The following is an 18999-nucleotide window of genomic DNA, read 5'->3' on the forward strand; positions in this document are numbered from 1 at the left end:
ATCTCATGCGGCAACCGGTCCCGTGTTCGTGTCGGCCAATTGCCGGGCAAGCTTCAATGCCGCCATCAGGCTGTCGGGCCGCGCCACGCCCTTGCCGGCGATGTCGAAGGCGGTGCCGTGGTCGGGCGAAGTGCGGATGAAGGGCAGGCCGAGCGTGACATTGACCGCCTCGTCGAAGGCCAGCGCCTTGGCCGGGATCAGCGCCTGGTCGTGATACATGCAAAGGGCGACGTCGTAGCCGGCCCGCGCCCGGGCATGGAACAACGTATCGGCGGGCAGGGGACCGAAAGCATCGATGCCCTCGGCACGCAGGATTTCGATTGCCGGACGCACGATCTGCTCGTCCTCGAGGCCCATGGCGCCGCCTTCACCGGCATGCGGATTGAGCCCGGCAACGGCCAGCCGTGGCTTTGCGATGCCGAAGCGGCGAGCGAGGTCGGCGGCGGTGATGCGCGCGGTGGCGACGATCAGTTCGGTGGTCAGCGCCTTCGGTACCTCGGCCAGCGCAATGTGGATGGTAACGGGTACGGTGCGCAGGTCGGGGCCTGCCAGCATCATCACCGGCATCGCCTCGACGCCGCTGTGCCGGGCCGTCAGATGCGCCAGATATTCGGTGTGGCCGGGGAAGCGGAAGCCGGCATCGTAGAGCGGCTTCTTGGCGATGGGGCAGGTGACGACCGCCAAAGCTTCGCCGGCAAGGCAGTCGGCGACGGCACGGTCGATGGCCTCGATGGTTGCTGCGGCATTGGCCGGGTCGGGCCGGCCAGGGCTGTCGATACTGTGGGCAGTCAGCGGCACGATCGGCAGGGCGCCGGCAAAGACTTGCGCCGCTTGTGATGGTGTCGTTTCGACGATCGGCAGCGAAATGCCGAGGAGGCGCGCCCGCGACACGATCAGCGCCGGATCGGCGAGCAGATAGAAGGGAGGCAGGGCGGCGGCCTCGCGCGCCATGAAAGCAGCGATGGCGATCTCCGGCCCGATGCCGGACGGATCGCCGGCGCTCAACGCGAGCGCAATCATTGGGCTGTCCACGTCAGCGCTTGACGATACGGGCTTTCGCCTTCAACTCGTCGACATATTTCTTGCTGAGTTCGTCGGCGTTCTTGTCGCCGGAGCCTTCGTTCTCAAACACCATCTGGGCGACCTTGTCGTCTGACACTTCGCGCGACGAGCAGATACCGATGAATTCGACGCCGCGTTCGGTCGCGCGCGTGACTGTGGCGCCACCAACCTTGGTAGCCTTGATCTGCTCGGCCCAGTCCGGCGGCAGCTGCGGCGCCAGCACCCGGCCCAGATCGCGAACGGTAACGTCGATCAGACCCTTGGCGAATTCGCGCGTCGTGTTGCAGCCGCTGAAGCGGGCACGCATTGCGTCGGCCTCGCGCTTGCGCTTGGCCAGCGTTGCGCTGCGTTCGGCCGCAGGCACCACGAAGATGACCTGCTGCAGCATGTACTCGGTAGCGCTCGGCTTGGCGCCGCCTTTTTCGAGCATCTTCCTGACAAGGTCCTGTTCGCTGACGGCACCGGTACCATCGCCGGAACGGTAGCGCGCGCTCAAGGCCTGGTTCCAGGCCATTTGGGCACGAATGAATTCCTTGAAGTGGCTCTTGCCGACGCCTGACTTCTCCATGACGCCGTCGAGCTGGCTGAGCTGCATCTTGTTGCTCGAAGCAAAGCGTTGATATGCCGCCTCGACCTGCGCGTCGCTGATGCGGATACCGAGCCGCTTTGCTTCGGCCATGCGCAGCGTCTGGTCGATCATTTCCTGGCCAGCGTCACCCTTCTTGCGCTGCAGCTTCAGAAAAGCGGCACGATGGGCGATGTCGCCGGTGGTGACCGGAATGTCGTTGACGACGTATTTGATCTCGCTGGCGAAAGCAGGTGGCGTCATCACGGTGAGCGACAGGGACGTCGCCGCCACAAGCAACGCGAAACCTGCTGAAAAGAGGTATTTCCTCATCGTTGGTATCCCAATTCTATCCCGGTTCCGCCCAATTTCAGCTTTTCCAGGTGCGCGAAATCCGTGCCAGCCCTATGCGGCGAAACGATGTCGCCGCGTGTTACTGGATCGTGTCGATGGCGTTGGTCGACGAGCCGAAATCGCCGAGGGTGCGGAACGACAGATTGAAGCCGATGCTCTGCGAGACCTCCCTGGTGTTCAGGTCTCGCGACTGCGAATAGGTCATCAGATAGGTGAAGCAGGAATCGTTGTAGGCGAAGCCGACACCATCCCTGACCAACAGATTTTCCTGAAGGTCGTAAGTTCCGGTGCCGAAGACACGCCAGTTCTCGGCGAGATGCGTCGATGCGCCAAGCGTGACCTCGTGACGATCGGTCGTGAAACCGTACAGGGGCTGGGCCTGGATGAAGGCGTATTTGGCGCTCAGTGACACGGGCAGGCCGGAATAGGCGGCTTTCACCTCGGTGCGGCGGTTCTCGAAGGTCTGTTCGTCGAAACGGCCGCTGATCGAGGCAGCGAATCCGTTGGGACTGCTGATGCCGAACAGACCGACATAGTCGGACTTGGTCGTGTCGAGGCCGGAATTGGCGCCGACATTGACCAGATCCGGCGCGGCGAAGGAGTTCTCGCCGCCGATCTGATAGGATTGGCCGAAAATGGCATTGGTGCCCCAGCCATTATTGTAGGAGCCGGAATAGCGGAGGCCGACATTGGCGCGCGAACCGCCTTCGACGCGGTCATAACCGGAGAACTTGTCGCGTTCGAACAAGGTTGTCGCGTCGAAGACCATGCTTTGGGCGTCTTCGTTGGGAACGGCGAGACCGCCTACATACTGTTCGTTCGGGCGCATGAAGACCTGCGCCATCGGCTCGATCACGTGACTGGACCCGCTGGCCATGGAAAACAGCACCGGCCAACGCATCTCGAGGCCTGCGGTTGCCATGAAGCGGGCAAACGACGAGCGCATGTCGTCCTGCTGGCCCAAATTTGTTGCCATGTTGTTGATGGCGTCGAGCGATGCCGACGACGCTTTGAGGTAGTCCACGTCGCCCTGCAGCGCCAGCAACGGCGTCAGCACCAGTCCGTCATCGGTGACGAAGCTCCGCTTCCACTCGGCTTCGGCGGTGAGGCGTCCGGATTCGCCTTCAATACCGGGGACGCGCTGCGTGGGGACGAAGAAGGTCTTGTCGAGATCGTCGCGGCTGATGACCCGTGCGTTGACATTGAGCGACAGCTGGCCGCCGGCCATCGACACGTCGGGAATGTAGGCGTAGTCGAGCGACGGCAGCACCCAGGGCTGCTGGCCGCTTCGCGCCGCGGCATTGCTGCTAAGCGTATCCTCCTGCACATCGAAATGCATGGCGCGCACGTCGAAATAGTTGCGGCCGTTGAGACCCGTCAAGTAGACCGACGACTGGTGGACGGAGGCATTGTACTTGTCGATGTTATAGGTATGCGAGAAGTTCTTGTCGGTCTGCAGCAGCACGTCCCAGCCGAAATTCCAGCGCTGATTGATAGCGAACTGGCCCTGCGTGCCCATCATGCCACGGAATTTGTTGGGATCGCCCGCCGCACCCGTATCGACATTGTGCCCGGCGGTGCTGGGGAAGGCAGCCGTGTCGAGGAAGGCGTTGGGATCCTGCTGATGGATTCCGGCGATCTTCAAGCTGTACTGGCCATTGTTGAAGCGCTGGCGCCACTCAGCCTCACCGAGGAAGCCTTGCTTGGTGTAGCCGGTACCTGTGACGGTCAGGTCATAGGTCGGTGACAATGCAAAGTAATAGGGAATTTTTACGCCGACGCCGAGATCGTTTTTGTAGACGATGCCGGGTATCAGGAAGCCGCTCTTGCGCTTCACCGTCGGGTCGGCAATCTCGAATGCAGGCAGATAGGCGAGCGGAAAGCCGAAGAACTCGAAATTCGCGTTCTCGAAGCGAACCGTCTTCTTCTCGCCGTTCCAGATGATCTTCCGCGCCTTGACCCGCCAGGTCGGCGCTTTGTCGGGCTTGTCCTCGCACGGTTCACAGGCGGTGTAGACGCCATTGTGGAACGTGGTCAGCACGCCGCCCATGCGCTCGGCACTTTCGGCGGCGAAATACGCCTTGTCGATGGTTTCGACGCGCAACGCGTTGACGAAGCCGTCGGCGAAGTCATCGGTGATGTCGATATGTTCCGAATTGATCTTGGTGCCGTCGCTGTTGACGACCTCGACATTGCCGCTCGCGACCATCCGCTTGGTGTTGCGGTTGTATTCGACCCGCTGGGCGACAAGGCGATTGCCACCGTAGTCGATCTGCACGCCACCGACGGCGGTCACCGTCTGATTGTCGTTGTTGTAGACCAGCGTATCGGCCGCCAGCAACATCTGCGAGCCGGACGGAACCGTTGTCGCCATGTCGCCAACATCCTGCGCGAAGGCCGGCATCGGGACGGCGCAGGTAAGCAGGCACGCCAAGGCGGTCGCCGCATAGAGGCGCGCCAACCGGGCCTGCCTGTTGCTGGGCAAAAACGCCTCTCTCACTAGCCGTCTTCCTTGTATAACAGGAAAGTCACCCCGAAGAACATAGCCACCACGACGGGCACCCAGGCGGCTACGACAGTCGGCACGAATCCCGCCACGCCGAATGCCTTTACCAGCACCGAAACGACATAAAGCAGAAAGCCAGCGATGATGCCACCCAGAATCATCGTCGCCGACTGCCCCATCCTAGCAAATCGCATTGAAACCGTTGCCGCAATCAGCGTCATGGCGACGAGAAGGAACGGCAACGCCACCAGCGAATCAAACTGCATGGCAAAGGCATTTGCCTTGAGGCCGAAGGAACGGGCAATTTCGATCTTTCCCGGCAGATCGTAGAACGGGATGGTTTCGGGCCGCGCCAGCCGTTCCTGCACGAATTCTGGCTTCAGATTGGTTGGCACGCGATCGTTTGCCGATGCCTGGATCGTGCCGTTCTGCAATGTCTTGACGTCCTGCAATTCCCAATAGCCGTCGCGCAGGAAGGCACGGGCGGCGTCCTTGCGCTCGACGATGTTGCCTTGCGGGTCGAGAACGAAAAAGACGACATCGGCCATCTCCAGGCCCTGGTTCAAGATGGCCCGCGCGCCGATGATGGTGTCCCCCGAACCGGTTTTCTGCCGAATCCAGGGTGCGGCATCGGCCGAAACCTTGTTCGATTTTCCGGAACGCAGCTGGGTTTCGATCTGCTCGGACCAGGAGAATGCATGCGCGGCGAGCGGATTGATGACGCCAACTGACAGGACGCCGAACAGCAAGGCTCCGATGCAGCATGGCAAGAGGAATTGCCAGGCGGAAACGCCTGCGGAACGCGCGATGACCAATTCGTAGCGCCGGTTGAGCGACACCAGCGTCGCCATCGCCGAGAAGAGACCGACGAACGGCACGGTCTGCAGCATGATCATCGGCATTCGGAGGCCTGAGATGGCCACTGCCGTCCCGTAGGTGAAGCCGGGCAGGCCGGTGGTGCGGCCGGAGAGCTCGGTGAAATCGATCAGGAACACCAGCGCCAGAAGCCCGATGAAGAACCAGATAGTGATCGTCACATAGCGGAAGAAGAAATAGCGGCCCAGCGTCCAGCCCATCAGCCGACCCCTTGCCCTGAAGTGCCGCGCCCGGACAGCCGCAGTTTGAGAGCGTTCCAGCTGTCACCGATGCGGGTGGCGAAGTTTGTCATCCAGTCCGCCCAGGCCACCGGCAGCTCCATGGTCCGGTTGGAGACGATGAACCAGATCGCCACCGCGGAAGCCACGACCGGTATGCCATAAACCATATAGGCATATTGCGGGATATCGTCGGCCTTGCTGGCGGCAAAAAAGCCCAGCCAGCGCACGAACAGCGATATCCCGATGGCTGTAATCAGCGGATTGACGCGCGCCTCGCGGTGCGAACGCGCATCTCCGGCGACCGCGAGCGCGATGAGCGCGAAGACCATGGAATACATCCATTCCGAAAATCGCTGGTTGACCTCAGCCAAGTATTCATAGGGGTTCTGCTGATAACTTTTGTCGTTGGCGCTTGGGTTGAGCAGGTACTGGGTCGTCTGGTCCTTTGGCAAGAGCGTCACCGTCGAAGCTGACGCCATGAAGGCCGACATGTCGAAGGCATAGGAGGTGAACCGGATGACTGAGAGATCGCCGGTCAGCGTTTTGCGATGGATGACACCGTCATTCATCATCAGCATCTTTTCGCCGCCACGTTCGACGATGCTGCCGGTCTTGGCGTAGTAGACGAGGTTCACGCCTTCTTCGCGTGAATCGGCGACGAAGATGCCGCCCAGTCGATTGTCGGGAAGTCGCTCGCCGACCTGGAGGAACAGCCCGTCTTCGATCTTGCGGAAGGTGCCTTCCTGGATGATCAGCGACAACAGATCCGCGCGCGACGATGCCACCAGGGCCCGGTTTTTCTGCCGTGCATAGGGGTCGATGCCGTTGTCGACCGCAAAGGAAAAGACGGCTGCCGCGAGCGCCAAAAGCATGATTGGCCGCACGATCGTCCAGCGCGAGGCGCCCGCGGCGTTGACGACGGCGAGCTCGGAATCCGAATTCATGACGCTGAGCGTCTGTGCGACCGCCACCACCAGCGCGAAAGGCACCACGACCGGGATGATGGACGGAAGAATGAGGGCGGCGACCTCGAAGAAGGTCAGTGCCGACTGGCCGCTGTCAGTGACCAGGTCGATCTTTGCCAGCACTTGCGTCGTCCACACGATGGCCAGCGTCCAGACAAGCGCGGCCATGAAGACCACGAAAGTGCGGCGCATGATGTAGCGTTCAACGACCTTCATGAAGGCTTTTCTCGATTTTTTCGAACGGCATCATGCCACCACACAAGGGTAGCCGTCCGGCAGCGCCTGCACAACTGGCTCCATCAGAGGGTCGATCCGGCTCCCGTCCCAAGTCACCCGCCCCGGCGGGCCGGAGTGTCGGCGGGAATGGATAAGAAAGGGAGAACATCGATGGTTAACAACAGGTTGCGGCGAAAAGCGGTGCCGTGCCGCGAAGAATCACCATCGATTCCGTAGGTCATATGGGATGCGAATTCGGCAAAGTCTTGCCAAATGCCAGAAAACGACCAAATGTCGCGCATCGTCTCGAACCCTTCCCCAAAAGCTGCGCATTCCCTGAAAGCAGGACATTATGAGCCAAAGACCGTCGATCGCCTTCGCCAAATTCTCCTCACCTCAGACCGCGTCGAGCAAAAAAGGCACAGCCTTCGTGCTCTCGGCGGATGAGGGCGGCCTGAGCGATGCAGCGAAGGCTTGCGATCCCGGCAAGACGCTGGAGCGGGCTTTTCCGGTGGCCGAGTTCACAGGCAAGTTCGCCAGCGTGGTGGAAGTTCTGGCGCCGCAGGGGGCCTCGCTCGACAGGCTGGTGGCGATAGGCGCCGGCAAGGTGTCGGGACTGGACGATTATGCGTGGCTGAAGCTTGGCGGCACCATTGCCGCGTCGCTGCGCAAGGCGGCCGAGGTGGCAGTGGTGCTCGATCTCGCCGGCGCGTCGCCAAGTGGCAAGGATGCGGCAAGCCTTGCGGCGGGCATTCTCCTGCGCAGCTATTCCTTCGACAAATACAAGACCAGGAAGGACAAGGACGACGGCAAGGCCGAGCCGAAAAAGCCGGTCAAGGTGATCATCCACACCGCCGATCCGGCTGCGGCAAAAAAAGCCTTCACCGATGCCGAGGCGGTGATCGACGGCGTCCTGCTGGCGCGCGACCTCGTCAACGAACCCGCAAACGTGCTCGGGCCGGTCGAGTTCGCCGCTCGCGCCACGGAACTCGAGGCGCTCGGCGTCAAGGTTGAGATCCTGGCCGAGAAAGAGATGAAGAAGCTCGGCATGGGCGCGCTGCTCGGCGTCGCGCAGGGCTCGCCGCGCGGCGCTCGCATGGCGGTCATGCAGTGGAACGGCGGCAAGCCAAAGGACAATCCGATTGCCTTCATCGGCAAGGGCGTCACCTTCGACACCGGCGGCAATTCGATAAAGCCGGCGTCCGGCATGGAGGACATGAAGGGCGATATGGGCGGTGCCGCCGCTGTTACAGGCCTGATGCATGCGCTGGCCGCGCGCAAGGCGAAGGCCAACGTGGTCTGCATCATCGGCCTGGTCGAAAACGCCGTCGACGGCCATGCTCAGCGTCCCGGCGACATCGTCACCTCGATGTCGGGCCAGACCATTGAGGTGCTCAACACCGACGCCGAGGGCCGCCTCGTGTTGGCCGATGCGATGTGGTACTGCAACGACCGCTTTCAGCCGAAATTCATGGTCAATCTGGCGACGCTGACCGGCGCCGTCATGGTCGCGCTCGGCCAGCACTATGCCGGGCTGTTTTCCAACAATGACCAACTGTCCGAAAGGCTGACGGCCGCGGGGCACGCTACACAGGAGCGGCTGTGGCGCATGCCGCTCGGCGCCGAATACGACAAGCTGATCGATTCCAAGAACGCCGACATGAAGAACATCGGCGGCCGCTATGGCGGCGCCATCATCGCTGCGCAGTTCCTGCAGCGCTTCGTCAAGGACACCCCATGGGCGCATCTCGACATTGCCGGCACGGCGATGGGCTCGCCGTCGAACGAGATCAACCAGTCTTGGGGGTCTGGCTTCGGCGTCCGGTTGCTGGATCGGTTGGTGCGCGACAATTATGAGCAGTGATCCGATTCAATCACTATAGAACCACTATAGAACGAAGCGATGGCCGACGTCCTGTTCTATCACCTGACCGAATCGACGCTGGAGGATGCGCTGCCGGGCCTCCTGGAGCGCAGCGTCGATCGTGGCTGGCGCGCCGTGGTGCAGACCGGCACCGAGGAACGCCGTGATGCGCTCGACCAGCATCTTTGGACCTTCCGCGACGATTCGTTCCTCGCCCACGCGACCGATCGTGAGGCATATCCCGGCGAGCAGCCGATCCTGCTGACCACCGGAGACGGTAATCCCAACCAGGCCAAGATAAGGTTCCTCGTTGACGGCGCGGTGCCGCCTGACCTCGGTGGCTACGAGCGCGCGGTGTTCCTGTTCGACGGCCACGATGCCGCCCAGGTCGAAGCGGCGCGGGGACACTGGAAGGTGATGAAGGACGCCGGCCATGCCGTCACTTACTGGCAACAGACGCCAGACCGTCGCTGGGAGCGCAAGGCTTGATGCATGTCGCCCAAAGGTTTTGGGAGAGCGGCAGGCATAAGAACAGCGACATAAGCAGGTCGCCTGAACCGTTCAGCCGATCTGCTTTAGACCAGTGGCTCGTCGCAGAAGACAGTATCTACTGCTTTGCCTTGATCAGGTTCATTTTCTTGGTGACGTAGTCTCCGTATTTCAATTTCATGGATTCGTCCGACCGGTTGCGATGCGAACTCCTGAAAACATACCACTCACCATCAGGTGATTTACGCTTGTAGATCACCTTGCCTGCCTGGCGATGCTCGAAGCAGGTCATCGAGCCCTTCACACCCCAGGAGCCATGCCATTGCGCACGGTAGCACAACTTGCCGCCGCCGGGGATGAACCACATGCCGTCGCCATAGCCCGGATTGCCTTTGTCGTAGGTCCAGGCGTCGAATTGCCGTTGCTTGACGGCAAAGAACCCGGCGCCCTTCTTGGCCCACAGCCACGAATGGTTCTGGTAGATCCGGTAGACGCCGTCGTCAGGAATAGCGGTGGCCTTTTGCGCCTGCTCGGCGATTGTCGTCGCCGCGTCGGCTGTCGAAGGGATATGGAAGGCAAGAACCACAACGGAGCAGGCGAATGCCGCTCCGCGACAATTTCCCAGTATTCGTTTCATCAAACTCCCCCACGGACTGATTTATGCCATGCCTCAACCATCTTCCCGAACCGCTGGTTCTGGAAGGAGATGGATCGGCATGATGCGCTTACGGCAGGACGTGCTGCGTCACTCTCCAGTCCGGCAGCCCGTAGCCATCCAACCACGGCCACACTTCCTTCTGGTTGAAGTAGACGACCGAAGTCAGCGCCGGGAACTCCGCATAGGATTTACGGGTATCTTCCTGCCACTTCGAGACATAGTCCTGCTTTCCGACATAGCCGAGTTCCGCAACCACGACCGGTTTGTTGAACCTTGCCACGCGGTCATAGCCGGGCTTCAGCATCTCGGCGAACGTACGGTCATGACCGGCCTCGTTAATGTCCTTCTTCTGCAGACCGAATACCGACAGGCCGATGACATCGACATAGTCATCGCCAGGGTAATATTTTTCCAAGCCCTCTTCGCCTTTGGGCGACCACATATACTTGGCGGCGGGGGCAGCCTTGCGGCAAAGATCGACTTCGCGCTTGTAAGCGGAGATCCAATCCTTGGGAGCCCAGTTGGCCCAGGTGAAGCGGCCGTTCGTGTCCTCCATTTCCTGCGCCCAGCGAATGGTCACCGGGCTCTTCATTTGTCCCACCAGGTCGCAGATAGCCTGCATGTTGGCGTCATATTTGCCGCCCAAAATGCCGTCGCGCAATTCGGGTGGGGTGATGCGCCAGTCCTTCGACCAGGTCCACGGCTCAATCGTGATAAGCAGCGAACGGCCGCGTTGCAGTGCATACGTATCGGCCAGTGGCAGCGTCGCCAGATCGACGTCCTCCCAGGGTAGGAACAACTCTTCGATGCTGGCGCTCTTGTCGGCGCTGAAGTCGCCATAGGGATCGTAGGATCCGAATGCCGAAGCGGCGCTGCTCGTCTGAACGGGGTCTGTCCCGGCGACGGAGCCGGCGCTTCCTGCTGTGGTGAATGCGGCGCTCCCGCCCAATGCAAGCGCGATTGCAAGTGCATTTGCTGCAGAACGTTTCATGCCTGACCTCCATAGCTTTAACTTCCCGCGGAAGTTAAAGCTTCGCCCATGCGTATCGATGATTGATCGACACGACTGTCCAAAACCAATCGGTCCAATTGGCTGAATCTGCGGGATTTCGGAGCGACCATTGGCGGGCGTGCGAGCCTTCGCACCGAGCCACCCAAAAACTATCTCTCGCTGCACCAACACCGAGGAGCTACAGAGAGAAGTTCGCCGCGATACTCACAAATTCGCGTCAATATCCCGATATATCATCCCTAGCTAATTTAAGAGCCGGTCAGGGCCAAGAGTCAAGCACAATTAATAGTTGCTTAACCATGTCATTGGCACTGCGGGTGACGCCGCCCTCTGGCCGGATCCCCTCCGAATGGCCTCGATCCTGTCGGTGGATTTCCAACGCCGAAGAGTTTGCCGGCTCACCCGCTACAAGCCGCTCGATGGCGGCTATTCCTCTCCCAAGGCCTTCCAAGCGTAGCTCACCAGATCTCAGGAAAAATACTTAACGAATATCTAATTTAGTTGACACTAAGAAAGTGTGGGCCGATTCTGTTGCCCGGGTTTTGCGAGCTTCAGCCACTTGTCGGCGGAAGCCCAAAGTGGCGGCGGGTAACTGTATGGGTGCTTCCGTACAAGCTGGCATCATCGGCCGTGCGAGCAGACGGGCAGCGCATCGCTCTAAGACGGCTCTGGCCGCCACTGCGCGCAAAGGGCCTTTTTTGGTGCCCGTGCTGTCGGTCACTCAGCAATGGACCCTGAGACTGGCGCTGGCTTTCTGGTTCGTCACGCTCGGATTTTTCTGGATCTGGTGGCTAAAGCCCGAGCATGTCGAGCATGCTGGGCCATACGCATTCGCGACACTCGTTCTGGTGTGGCTCACGCTCATGCCTTTGTACTTTCTCCTGAACGTGCATGCGTCGAAAAAGCCGTCCAAGCTTCACACGATCCCGAAGCGCTCGCGGGTCGCCATGGTCGTGACCAAGGCGCCATCCGAACCCTTTGCCGTGGTTGCCCGCACGTTGGAGGCAATGCTTGCGCAGGACTATCCACATGACACTTGGCTGGCGGATGAGGATCCTTCCGAGGAGACGGAGCGCTGGTGCAAGGCTCGCGGCGTGCTGATTTCGACGCGGCGCGGCAGGGAAGACTATCACCGTACGACATGGCCGCGCCGCACCCGCTGCAAGGAAGGCAACCTGGCGTTCTTCTACGACCATTATGGCTATGAGTATTACGATTTCGTCGCTCAGATGGACGCCGACCATGTGCCGACGCCGACCTATCTCAGGGAAGTCCTCTATCCCTTCGCCGATCCCGCGGTCGGTTATGTGTCGGCGCCGAGCATCTGCGACAACAATGCCGCCGAAAGTTGGGCGGCGCGCGGCAGGCTGTTTCCCGAAGGGATGTTTCACGGACCTCTGCAGTCCGGGCATACGGGCGGGGGAGCTCCGCTCTGCATTGGCTCGCACTATGCCATGCGGACCAAGGCGCTGAAGCAGGCTGGCGGTCTCGGTCCGGAACTGGCGGAGGATCACTCCACTTCGATGCTGATCAATGCGGCCGGATGGCGCGGGGTGCACGCGCTCGACGCCATCGCCCATGGCGACGGCCCACAGACCTTCGCCGACCTCGTTACCCAGGAGTTCCAGTGGTCGCGCAGCCTGATGACGATCCTGCTCGAATATTCGCCGAGCTATCTCCCTAAGCTGTCACCGCGGATGCGGTTCCAGTTCCTCTTTTGCCAACTCTGGTATCCGCTGTTCGCCGTCTTTGCGTTGCTGATGTACGTCATGCCGATCTATGCGCTGTCGACCGGACGCAACTTTGCCAATGTCATGTATGTCGACTTCCTCTTCTATTATCTGCCGAACGCCGTCGCTCTGGTTGGCTTGGTTATGATGCTGAAGGCGTTCGGCCTCTCGCGCCCGATGACGGCCAAGACGATCAGTTGGGAAGGCACGCTGTTCCTCTTCTTCGCGCGCTGGCCCTGGGTGCTCGCCGGCACGCTGTCGTCGATCCGCGACTATCTGACCAAATCGTTCGTCGATTTTCGGGTCACGCCAAAGGGCAGCGGCCCAAAAAGCCTTCTGCCGGCCCGCGCCCTCGCTCCATATGTGGCGCTGGCGATCGGCGCGGCGCTGCCCGTGCTGCTCGTGGATCACCCCTTCGACGCCACCGGCTTCTACTGGTTCGCCGCCTTCAACGCCTTCCTCTATGGGCTTCTGGTGGTGGTCATCGTCGCAAGACACGTCATCGAGAACAGGATCCCGTTGCGTGCCAATGCCGCGAAATTCGCCTTGCAGGCGTCGCTTGCCACGCTGGCGCTCGCCGTTCCGGCCGTGGGCTTCTACGATCGCGGTCTGGAAGGCGTCTATGGCCTGCAGCAGGGCGCCGGCGGCCTCCGCATCGTACGCATCGCCTATGTGGTTTCCGGCGCCGGCCAGGGCAACATCGGTGCCCGCAATTTTTACTTCGATCCCGGCTGGGTATCACCGCGCTGACGCCGTGAGGCGTAGGCGCGCAAACAGTTCCCTGAACTGCATTTGGCTTGATAGCAGGCCAGCGACCGCAGCAGTGGCGGCGCGCTCAAAAGATCAAATTTTAATAAAATCTTATTGAGCGCCGAAAGACCGCGCTCATCATGTCGTTTGCCTGAATCTTAATAAGCTTCCTCTAATATGTGGCCACGATGTGAGTGGCGATAGGCTGCTCACGTGGCGCGGAGACATAATAAGAGAAATAGATCTCAGCGCTCCAGCGACTTGTATTTGTGGCAGGGGATGCGATGAAGAAATTTATGGTAAGCGGGGCAAGGATCGGCAAGAAATACGCCTGTGCATTTACCGCTGTTGCATTGATCTCGATGGCGTCCGGTTGCCAGAGCATGGATGCGAACAAGACCAGCTCGATCGGCACCAAGCCCGTGGTTTATACGCTCGGCAAGAAGCAGCACTCCGTCGAGAACAAGCCGCTGCATCTGATCAATCGCAAACCGCTGACACGGATGACGACCGTGACGCGTACGAGGCAGGAGATCTATGCGGCTCTCGTGCGGCCGCAGCAGGTCGGCGGGCCGGCGCCGGTGAAGGTTTCCTATAGTCCAGGCAATGGCGGCCCGTTCCTGGGTCATTCGCCCTGGATTTGCAGCCCGAGCGGCTTCGGCCAACGCGCCAGCTGCCGTTCGCGTTACTGATTCTAGTTTAGAACATCAGACGCAAAAGCGGCGGCGCGGTTTGAGTGAAGAGCCGGCCGCTCTGGTCTTCGCCGGGGGGCGAGAGTCAAGGGCAAGAGGTTGGCGCAGGCGTTGCGCCTTACCTCTTGCCCTTCGATCATCATTCTGGCGACACGGTTCGGCAAACCAGTCCTTGCTCGATCCGCACCTTCCTGGCGGCAAGCCGGCTGCGCCTTGCCACCTTCAGTGCCGGATTGCACCAGGCGTTCATGTTGCCGACGACTTCGTCGATCCGCAAGCCGCCGGCAGACATGCCCGCCGCTCCGGTCACCACGATCGGCATGGAACCTATAGGGCGTTCCAATCAGGTCACGATGCCCGACCAGGGCGGTGCCAACCGTCATTGTTGTCGGAAGCCGGCTGCGGCCGCGCGACATAGGCCGATGCTCCGTTCGCCTCGTGATAGACGCGTGCCAGCATCTCGGCCAGCACGCCCGACGTCACCATCTGCACTCCCGCGATAAGCAGGAAGAAGCCGGTGAACAGCATCGGGCGTGTTCCGATGTCTTGTGCGAAAAACAACTTCAGGCAAAGCAGGTACGCAAGGATCAACGATCCCAGCGCGCCAAGCACGATGCCGATGCCGCCGAAGAAATGTCCGGGACGTGTGCGATAGCGCATGAAGAAATACATGAATACCAGATCGAGAACGACCCTGAAGGTGCGCGAAATGCCATATTTGGACTCGCCGTGGATGCGGGCATGATGTGTCACCACTTCCTGTGCGATGCGTCTGGGGGTCGTCACCGTGGCCAGCCAGGCCGGGATGAAGCGGTGCATCTCGCCATAGAGCTTGACGCTGCGGATGACATTGCCGCGATAGACCTTGAGGCTGCAGCCATAGTCCTTGAGACGAACGCCGGTGACACGCGCGATCAGTGCGTTGGCGATACGCGAGGGGAGTCTGCGCATGAAAAAGCCTTCCTGGCGGTCCTTGCGCCAGCCGACCACCAGGTCGAGATCCTCGCTCAGCAGGCGGTAAACCATGCGCGGAATGTCGAAGGGATCATTTTGCAGGTCGCCGTCGATCGTGGCGATGACGTCGCCGCGTGCTGCGTCGATGCCGGCCTGCATCGCGGCGGTCTGCTTGTAGTTGCGCACCAGCTCGACCGCGTGAACATGCGGGCCGTAATGCGCTGCCAGGCGCCTGATCTCGCTCACGGTCGCGTCGGTGCTGCCGTCATCGACCAGCACGACCTCCCACAGCCGGTCGTAGCCTTCCATCGCCTGGTGAATCCGTGCCAGCAGTGGCTCGACGTTCTCGGCCTCGTTGTACATGGGTACGACGATGGACAGCGTATGGTCCGGCATCACTGCGCCGTCAGGCAGTCCCGAAGCAGGGATGGGCAATATGTTCATTGTGATGGCTTCCTTGCAGGTCCGACAGCCGGGTTCCCCGGCAACGTCGATTTCGAGGGAAACAGCCAGGCGATCGCGCCCGTGACGATTGCCGAGCAGAAGATGAACAGGTGCAGCGCCAGCGCCGCCTGCAGGCCGCTCTTCATCGCGATTCCGGAGGTGAGCAGCGCCGCCGCCGCACCCGCCTCATAGGTACCGAAGCCGGCGACGCCTTGCACTGGCAGTATGGCGGCGCCTTCGGCTCCGACGACGCCGGGAAATGCGGTGGTGAACGATGTCCCCAATATCAGCGCCAGCAGCCATCCCTGCACGGTGAGCTTCAGCGACCAGTTGGCGATTGTCCACCACCAGCCGTAGCGGGAGCGACCGGTCGCCTCGGTGAAGGTGTCGCGAAGCAGGCCGAGCTTGGCCACGATCCTGCTGCGCCCAGCCCAGTCATGCGGAGCACGTGCCCAGCGCGGCAGGTACCATGCGGCGGCGATCAAGGCGGCCACGCCGGCGATCCTTATCGCCGGATGCAGACCCGGCCAAACCGCCAGGGCCAGCACGCCGACGACGAAGGCGTCCTGTAGCCTGAACCACAGCAGCGAGGCGCTGGCGCGCATGATCGGTACGCCGAAGACCTGGCGCAGCAGCAACGGGAAGGCCGTCTCGCCGCCACGGAAGGGGACGACGTTGATCATCGCATTGTGGATCAGGATAATGCGCAGGCAGGCGCCGAAACGGCCATTCACCTCGTCGCGGAACTCGTCGCAGACGCGCAGCGCACGCAAGACATAGGTGACGAAAAACGCGATCGTCGCCACAGCGAACGTGCCGGGCGTAATGCGCTCGAAGGCGTCGCCGACCATGCGCCAGCGCGAGTCGCTGGCCAGCCAGGCCAGCAGGGCCAGCGTCACGACTATCGAGATTGCTCTTTTCAACCAATTCTCCGCCGGTTTTCTCCGCCGAGTTCCAGCGGCAGCATCGGTGGCGCCCGAATATCCCTGGCGTCATCAGGGATCGCTTCGCCTGGTCCGCCGCGTTGCCTTCCGCAGGCGAATGCGGGGCCGCTGGACCGTCGGACCGCTTCTTGTCGAAGGCCCACAGCCCGGGACCGTCGCAGCTCTCATGGACGGGTGATCCTATAGACCAGCAAATCATCGGAATCCACAAGCTTGGTTCCGGTCTTGTCCAGATAGTCGATGACCCCGTCATGATGCTCGACGAACAACCGATCCTGCTTGTCGGCGGCGTTCTTGGCCGTGCCGAACAGGTCCGCGCCCTGTGCGCGCAACTCCTCGAGTTGCGCGATCGCAGTGGCATCGTCCGCGACGAATTTCGACCATTCGACATCGCCTCCGCCAGGCGGAAACACCCAGCCGCGCGCCCTGCTGTAATAGACTGCGACGGGATCGCCGGCCTCGGGCGCGATAGCGACGACGAGATCGCCCGGGCGCGCCAACCGCGCCAATTCCTCGCCAAGCAGTTTGCCGTTCATGGCGATCGGCGCCTTCATCGTCCTGACGAGGGGAAAGGTCGACCACACGAGTGTGACGACCGCGATGCAGATCGAGCGCAGCACGACCGCCGGCGACAGGGCGGTTCCCGATGCAAGCGTCGCCAACAGAAGCGCGCCGCGGCCGCAGAGCATCGCGAATGGCACATGGAAGATGTGGTAATTCCAGGGATTGCTGGTGATCTCGCGCGCCGCCGCCAGATAGACGACCATGGCCGCGGCCAGCCAAACATAGGGAATGGCCGAAAGAGCGCGTTGCTTCGGGTCTATGGTGGGTCTGGGCGGCATCCAGAAGCCGGCCGCGATCAGCACCATGAACGGATAGCCGTAGAACCACCAGACTGAGGTGTTCCACACGGACTTGAAGTAGAAGCTGTTCCTGAAGAATGTCCAGAAGCCGGAATCCCAGATGTAGCCGCTACCCGCGACATGAAACGGCGGATAGCTGTGGCCGAGATAGATGGCCCAGCTGAAATAGGCGCCGATAATAGCCAGGCTCAAAAGCCCCGACAGCAAGACCCTGGTCGCCGGCTTCCATTTCTTCTCCAGCAACCAGCAAACCATCAGGTAGAAGATGACGGCGCCGGCGGCGAGGCCCGGCGGCTTTGACAGCACGCCGAGCGAGAAGCTGACCGTGGCGAGCGGCAACAGCCGGCCGTTGCCGCCGGCCCAGTATTTCGCGAAAAGCCAGACGCCGAGCGTCACCAGGGCCAGCATCGAGGGATCGGGAAGAAACGAACTGTCGATCATGATCGCCGCCGGCATCAGCGCATAGGCAAGGGCTGCCGCATGGGCGTGCGTCTCGCCCCAGCATAGCGCCGTTAATCTGTGCAGCGAAAACACCGTCACCAGGCCGAAGAAGGCCGCAATCATCCGGCCGAACCAGTCGTGCCAGCCGAAGAGTGGATAGAGCAGGGCGGTGAGATAGCTGACGATCTGGAATTCGCGGCCTTGGTAACTTGGCCCGGGCCCTGTCCAACTGATCTCCGGGAAGAAGATATTCCAGCTACGCTGCTGGAAATTGTCTGCCATCATTGCCGTGCTGGTCTCGCGCCAGCTGAAGGCATCGACCAGCGGCAAGGTTATGTCGTGGAACCTGAATACGACCGCAATGAACAGGATCCCCAGCAAGATCGCCGTGTCGGGGACCAGATAGTTGCGAGCAGCCGTGTCCCCGCCGGTCGGCTGCTGCAGGTATTGCCGAACTTCAGCCTGATTCAATTCCGGGTCGTCTGTCATTTGAAACCGCGTCCCCTCTGACGTCCGCGGATTTGCTCTTGCGTGCGATTGTCAAAGATGCGGAAGTATACGACGCAATCCTTAATTTGACGACGGCGGTCTATGCGTGTCTCGAATAAGTGCTGTCCTTTGGCCTCGCGAACGTTGACATCGCGGTTCTCGCGGCTGTTAAATAGTTTGCATGGCTGTCGCGCCGATAGCGCTGCCCTTGGTCAAGCAGTCATGCGAATGTCAATGGTGCAGATAGCTCTGACCAGATCGCCGCCAGGTGTTGACCGTCGGCGACACAAGGACCGTCGTCGGTTCGCAAGTTGCACGCAACTTCTGTTTTCCCTGGCCGTCTTCGGCCAGGCGGCCCTTTCTGGAACGGCTTACGCCGCCAAGGACAGTCCACCTGCGCAAGCGAATAGCGCAACTGTTCCAACTCCTTACGAACTGCAGCTTATGTATGCCGGCCGCACATGGGTATGGAAGAACGGAGCGGCCTATTTCGCTCAGGGCGACCGACACCTCAAGGCCTGGACGTCCGGGCAGGACACGGCATCAGTCGCGGAGGGCAGATGGCTGGTGACCAGCGGCGGCAAGATGTGCATGGAACTCGCCTGGCGGTCGAAGAGCTACGCCGGCAAGCAGCATCGCACCTGCTACAGCCACCGAATCCAGGGCGGGAACGTCGAGAAACGCAAGGACCCGGATGGGGAATGGTATAGTTTCAAGCGATCTCCCGAGGGTATTTCCGACGAACACCGGAAGTTCGAAACAGGCGACACAAAGGGCGCGCAGTTCTAAGAGGCCCGGAACCTGGTCGATTCCAAGAATTAGGCCGTGTTCAGCCGCGCTGAGGCACAAGCGGACTCGCGCCAGAGCGCGCCCGGTCTTGGTTTCTGGTGGTACCGTTCGGCAT

At 61.1% G+C, this 18999-nt stretch carries 17 protein-coding genes; 5 read left to right on the forward strand and 12 right to left on the reverse strand.

Annotation, left to right across the window (positions count from 1 at the left end; translation table 11 throughout):
- Positions 1–3: 3 nt before the first annotated feature.
- From pdxA to NKH57_RS09930, 6 genes are all read right to left on the reverse strand, one after another.
- Positions 4–1020, reverse strand: coding sequence for a 4-hydroxythreonine-4-phosphate dehydrogenase PdxA (gene pdxA / locus NKH57_RS09905; protein WP_352599124.1), 1017 nt, complete (start codon positions 1018–1020; stop codon positions 4–6).
- Positions 1021–1033: 13 nt separating this feature from the next.
- The gene (locus tag NKH57_RS09910) at positions 1034–1960 is read right to left on the reverse strand and encodes a peptidylprolyl isomerase (protein WP_352599122.1); all 927 of its coding nucleotides are present in this window, start codon (positions 1958–1960) and stop codon (positions 1034–1036) included.
- Between the two features lie 100 nt (positions 1961–2060).
- Positions 2061–4481 (reverse strand): LPS-assembly protein LptD, encoded by a 2421-nt coding sequence (locus tag NKH57_RS09915; RefSeq protein WP_352943830.1) that lies wholly within the window; start codon positions 4479–4481, stop codon positions 2061–2063.
- Positions 4481–5566 (reverse strand): LPS export ABC transporter permease LptG, encoded by a 1086-nt coding sequence (gene lptG, locus NKH57_RS09920; protein ID WP_352599342.1) that lies wholly within the window; start codon positions 5564–5566, stop codon positions 4481–4483. The genes NKH57_RS09915 and lptG overlap by 1 nt, the downstream gene beginning before the upstream one ends.
- A complete protein-coding gene (gene lptF, locus NKH57_RS09925; protein WP_352943832.1) occupies positions 5563–6765 on the reverse strand; it encodes an LPS export ABC transporter permease LptF in 1203 nt (400 codons plus the stop codon). Before lptF ends, lptG begins: the two co-directional genes overlap by 4 nt.
- Before the next feature lie 113 nt (positions 6766–6878).
- The gene (locus NKH57_RS09930) at positions 6879–7067 is read right to left on the reverse strand and encodes a hypothetical protein (RefSeq protein ID WP_156938602.1); all 189 of its coding nucleotides are present in this window, start codon (positions 7065–7067) and stop codon (positions 6879–6881) included.
- Between the two features lie 50 nt (positions 7068–7117).
- Here NKH57_RS09930 and NKH57_RS09935 point away from each other — a divergent pair, with 50 nt between their 5' ends.
- Both NKH57_RS09935 and NKH57_RS09940 read left to right on the forward strand, forming a co-directional pair.
- Positions 7118–8629, forward strand: a complete 1512-nt coding sequence (locus tag NKH57_RS09935; protein WP_352943834.1) for a leucyl aminopeptidase — start codon at positions 7118–7120, stop codon at positions 8627–8629.
- A gap of 39 nt (positions 8630–8668) precedes the next feature.
- Positions 8669–9118 carry a DNA polymerase III subunit chi gene (locus NKH57_RS09940; protein ID WP_109662848.1) on the forward strand — a complete coding sequence of 150 codons (450 nt, stop codon included), beginning with the start codon at positions 8669–8671 and terminating at the stop codon, positions 9116–9118.
- Between the two features lie 118 nt (positions 9119–9236).
- On the opposite strand, the gene NKH57_RS09945 is transcribed toward NKH57_RS09940, so the two are convergent.
- Both NKH57_RS09945 and NKH57_RS09950 read right to left on the reverse strand, forming a co-directional pair.
- The gene (locus NKH57_RS09945; RefSeq protein ID WP_352943836.1) at positions 9237–9755 is read right to left on the reverse strand and encodes a DUF995 domain-containing protein; all 519 of its coding nucleotides are present in this window, start codon (positions 9753–9755) and stop codon (positions 9237–9239) included.
- An 88-nt stretch (positions 9756–9843) separates the two neighbouring features.
- Entirely contained in the window at positions 9844–10767 is a 924-nt protein-coding gene (locus tag NKH57_RS09950) for a glycoside hydrolase family 26 protein (RefSeq protein WP_352729833.1), read from the reverse strand.
- A 617-nt stretch (positions 10768–11384) separates the two neighbouring features.
- Here NKH57_RS09950 and NKH57_RS09955 point away from each other — a divergent pair.
- Together NKH57_RS09955 and NKH57_RS09960 are read left to right on the forward strand one after the other, a co-directional pair.
- The gene (locus NKH57_RS09955) at positions 11385–13268 is read left to right on the forward strand and encodes a glycosyltransferase family 2 protein (protein ID WP_352943838.1); all 1884 of its coding nucleotides are present in this window, start codon (positions 11385–11387) and stop codon (positions 13266–13268) included.
- Positions 13269–13552: 284 nt separating this feature from the next.
- A complete protein-coding gene (locus tag NKH57_RS09960; RefSeq protein ID WP_352943840.1) occupies positions 13553–13960 on the forward strand; it encodes a hypothetical protein in 408 nt (135 codons plus the stop codon).
- A 139-nt stretch (positions 13961–14099) separates the two neighbouring features.
- Here NKH57_RS09960 and NKH57_RS09965 read toward each other — a convergent pair whose 3' ends face one another.
- From NKH57_RS09965 to NKH57_RS09980, 4 genes are all read right to left on the reverse strand, one after another.
- The gene (locus tag NKH57_RS09965; RefSeq protein ID WP_352943842.1) at positions 14100–14252 is read right to left on the reverse strand and encodes a hypothetical protein; all 153 of its coding nucleotides are present in this window, start codon (positions 14250–14252) and stop codon (positions 14100–14102) included.
- A 56-nt stretch (positions 14253–14308) separates the two neighbouring features.
- Positions 14309–15310 carry a glycosyltransferase family 2 protein gene (locus tag NKH57_RS09970; RefSeq protein WP_352943929.1) on the reverse strand — a complete coding sequence of 334 codons (1002 nt, stop codon included), beginning with the start codon at positions 15308–15310 and terminating at the stop codon, positions 14309–14311.
- 44 nt (positions 15311–15354) lie between these two features.
- Positions 15355–16281 carry a lysylphosphatidylglycerol synthase transmembrane domain-containing protein gene (locus tag NKH57_RS09975; RefSeq protein ID WP_352943844.1) on the reverse strand — a complete coding sequence of 309 codons (927 nt, stop codon included), beginning with the start codon at positions 16279–16281 and terminating at the stop codon, positions 15355–15357.
- 185 nt (positions 16282–16466) lie between these two features.
- Entirely contained in the window at positions 16467–18095 is a 1629-nt protein-coding gene (locus NKH57_RS09980; RefSeq protein ID WP_352943846.1) for an ArnT family glycosyltransferase, read from the reverse strand.
- Positions 18096–18329: 234 nt separating this feature from the next.
- Between NKH57_RS09980 and NKH57_RS09985 the strand changes: the two genes are divergently transcribed.
- Positions 18330–18884 (forward strand): DUF995 domain-containing protein, encoded by a 555-nt coding sequence (locus NKH57_RS09985; protein ID WP_352943848.1) that lies wholly within the window; start codon positions 18330–18332, stop codon positions 18882–18884.
- Positions 18885–18999: the final 115 nt, after the last annotated feature.

The sequence above is a fragment of the Mesorhizobium sp. M1050 genome, from assembly GCF_040318715.1.
Taxonomy (GTDB): domain Bacteria; phylum Pseudomonadota; class Alphaproteobacteria; order Rhizobiales; family Rhizobiaceae; genus Mesorhizobium.

What these genes read in the sequence shown, in the direction of transcription:
- NKH57_RS09930 (WP_156938602.1), bottom strand. Translation starts at nt 7,067, where the DNA reads ATGCGCGACATTTGGTCGTTTTCTGGCATTTGGCAAGACTTTGCCGAA.
- NKH57_RS09965 (WP_352943842.1), bottom strand. Translation starts at nt 14,252, where the DNA reads ATGTCTGCCGGCGGCTTGCGGATCGACGAAGTCGTCGGCAACATGAAC.
- NKH57_RS09955 (WP_352943838.1), top strand. Translation starts at nt 11,385, where the DNA reads ATGGGTGCTTCCGTACAAGCTGGCATCATCGGCCGTGCGAGCAGACGG.
- NKH57_RS09935 (WP_352943834.1), top strand. Translation starts at nt 7,118, where the DNA reads ATGAGCCAAAGACCGTCGATCGCCTTCGCCAAATTCTCCTCACCTCAG.
- NKH57_RS09945 (WP_352943836.1), bottom strand. Translation starts at nt 9,755, where the DNA reads ATGAAACGAATACTGGGAAATTGTCGCGGAGCGGCATTCGCCTGCTCC.
- NKH57_RS09910 (WP_352599122.1), bottom strand. Translation starts at nt 1,960, where the DNA reads ATGAGGAAATACCTCTTTTCAGCAGGTTTCGCGTTGCTTGTGGCGGCG.
- NKH57_RS09985 (WP_352943848.1), top strand. Translation starts at nt 18,330, where the DNA reads ATGGTGCAGATAGCTCTGACCAGATCGCCGCCAGGTGTTGACCGTCGG.
- NKH57_RS09960 (WP_352943840.1), top strand. Translation starts at nt 13,553, where the DNA reads ATGAAGAAATTTATGGTAAGCGGGGCAAGGATCGGCAAGAAATACGCC.
- lptF (WP_352943832.1), bottom strand. Translation starts at nt 6,765, where the DNA reads ATGAAGGTCGTTGAACGCTACATCATGCGCCGCACTTTCGTGGTCTTC.
- pdxA (WP_352599124.1), bottom strand. Translation starts at nt 1,020, where the DNA reads ATGATTGCGCTCGCGTTGAGCGCCGGCGATCCGTCCGGCATCGGGCCG.
- NKH57_RS09940 (WP_109662848.1), top strand. Translation starts at nt 8,669, where the DNA reads ATGGCCGACGTCCTGTTCTATCACCTGACCGAATCGACGCTGGAGGAT.
- NKH57_RS09980 (WP_352943846.1), bottom strand. Translation starts at nt 18,095, where the DNA reads ATGACAGACGACCCGGAATTGAATCAGGCTGAAGTTCGGCAATACCTG.
- NKH57_RS09950 (WP_352729833.1), bottom strand. Translation starts at nt 10,767, where the DNA reads ATGAAACGTTCTGCAGCAAATGCACTTGCAATCGCGCTTGCATTGGGC.
- NKH57_RS09970 (WP_352943929.1), bottom strand. Translation starts at nt 15,310, where the DNA reads ATGCCGGACCATACGCTGTCCATCGTCGTACCCATGTACAACGAGGCC.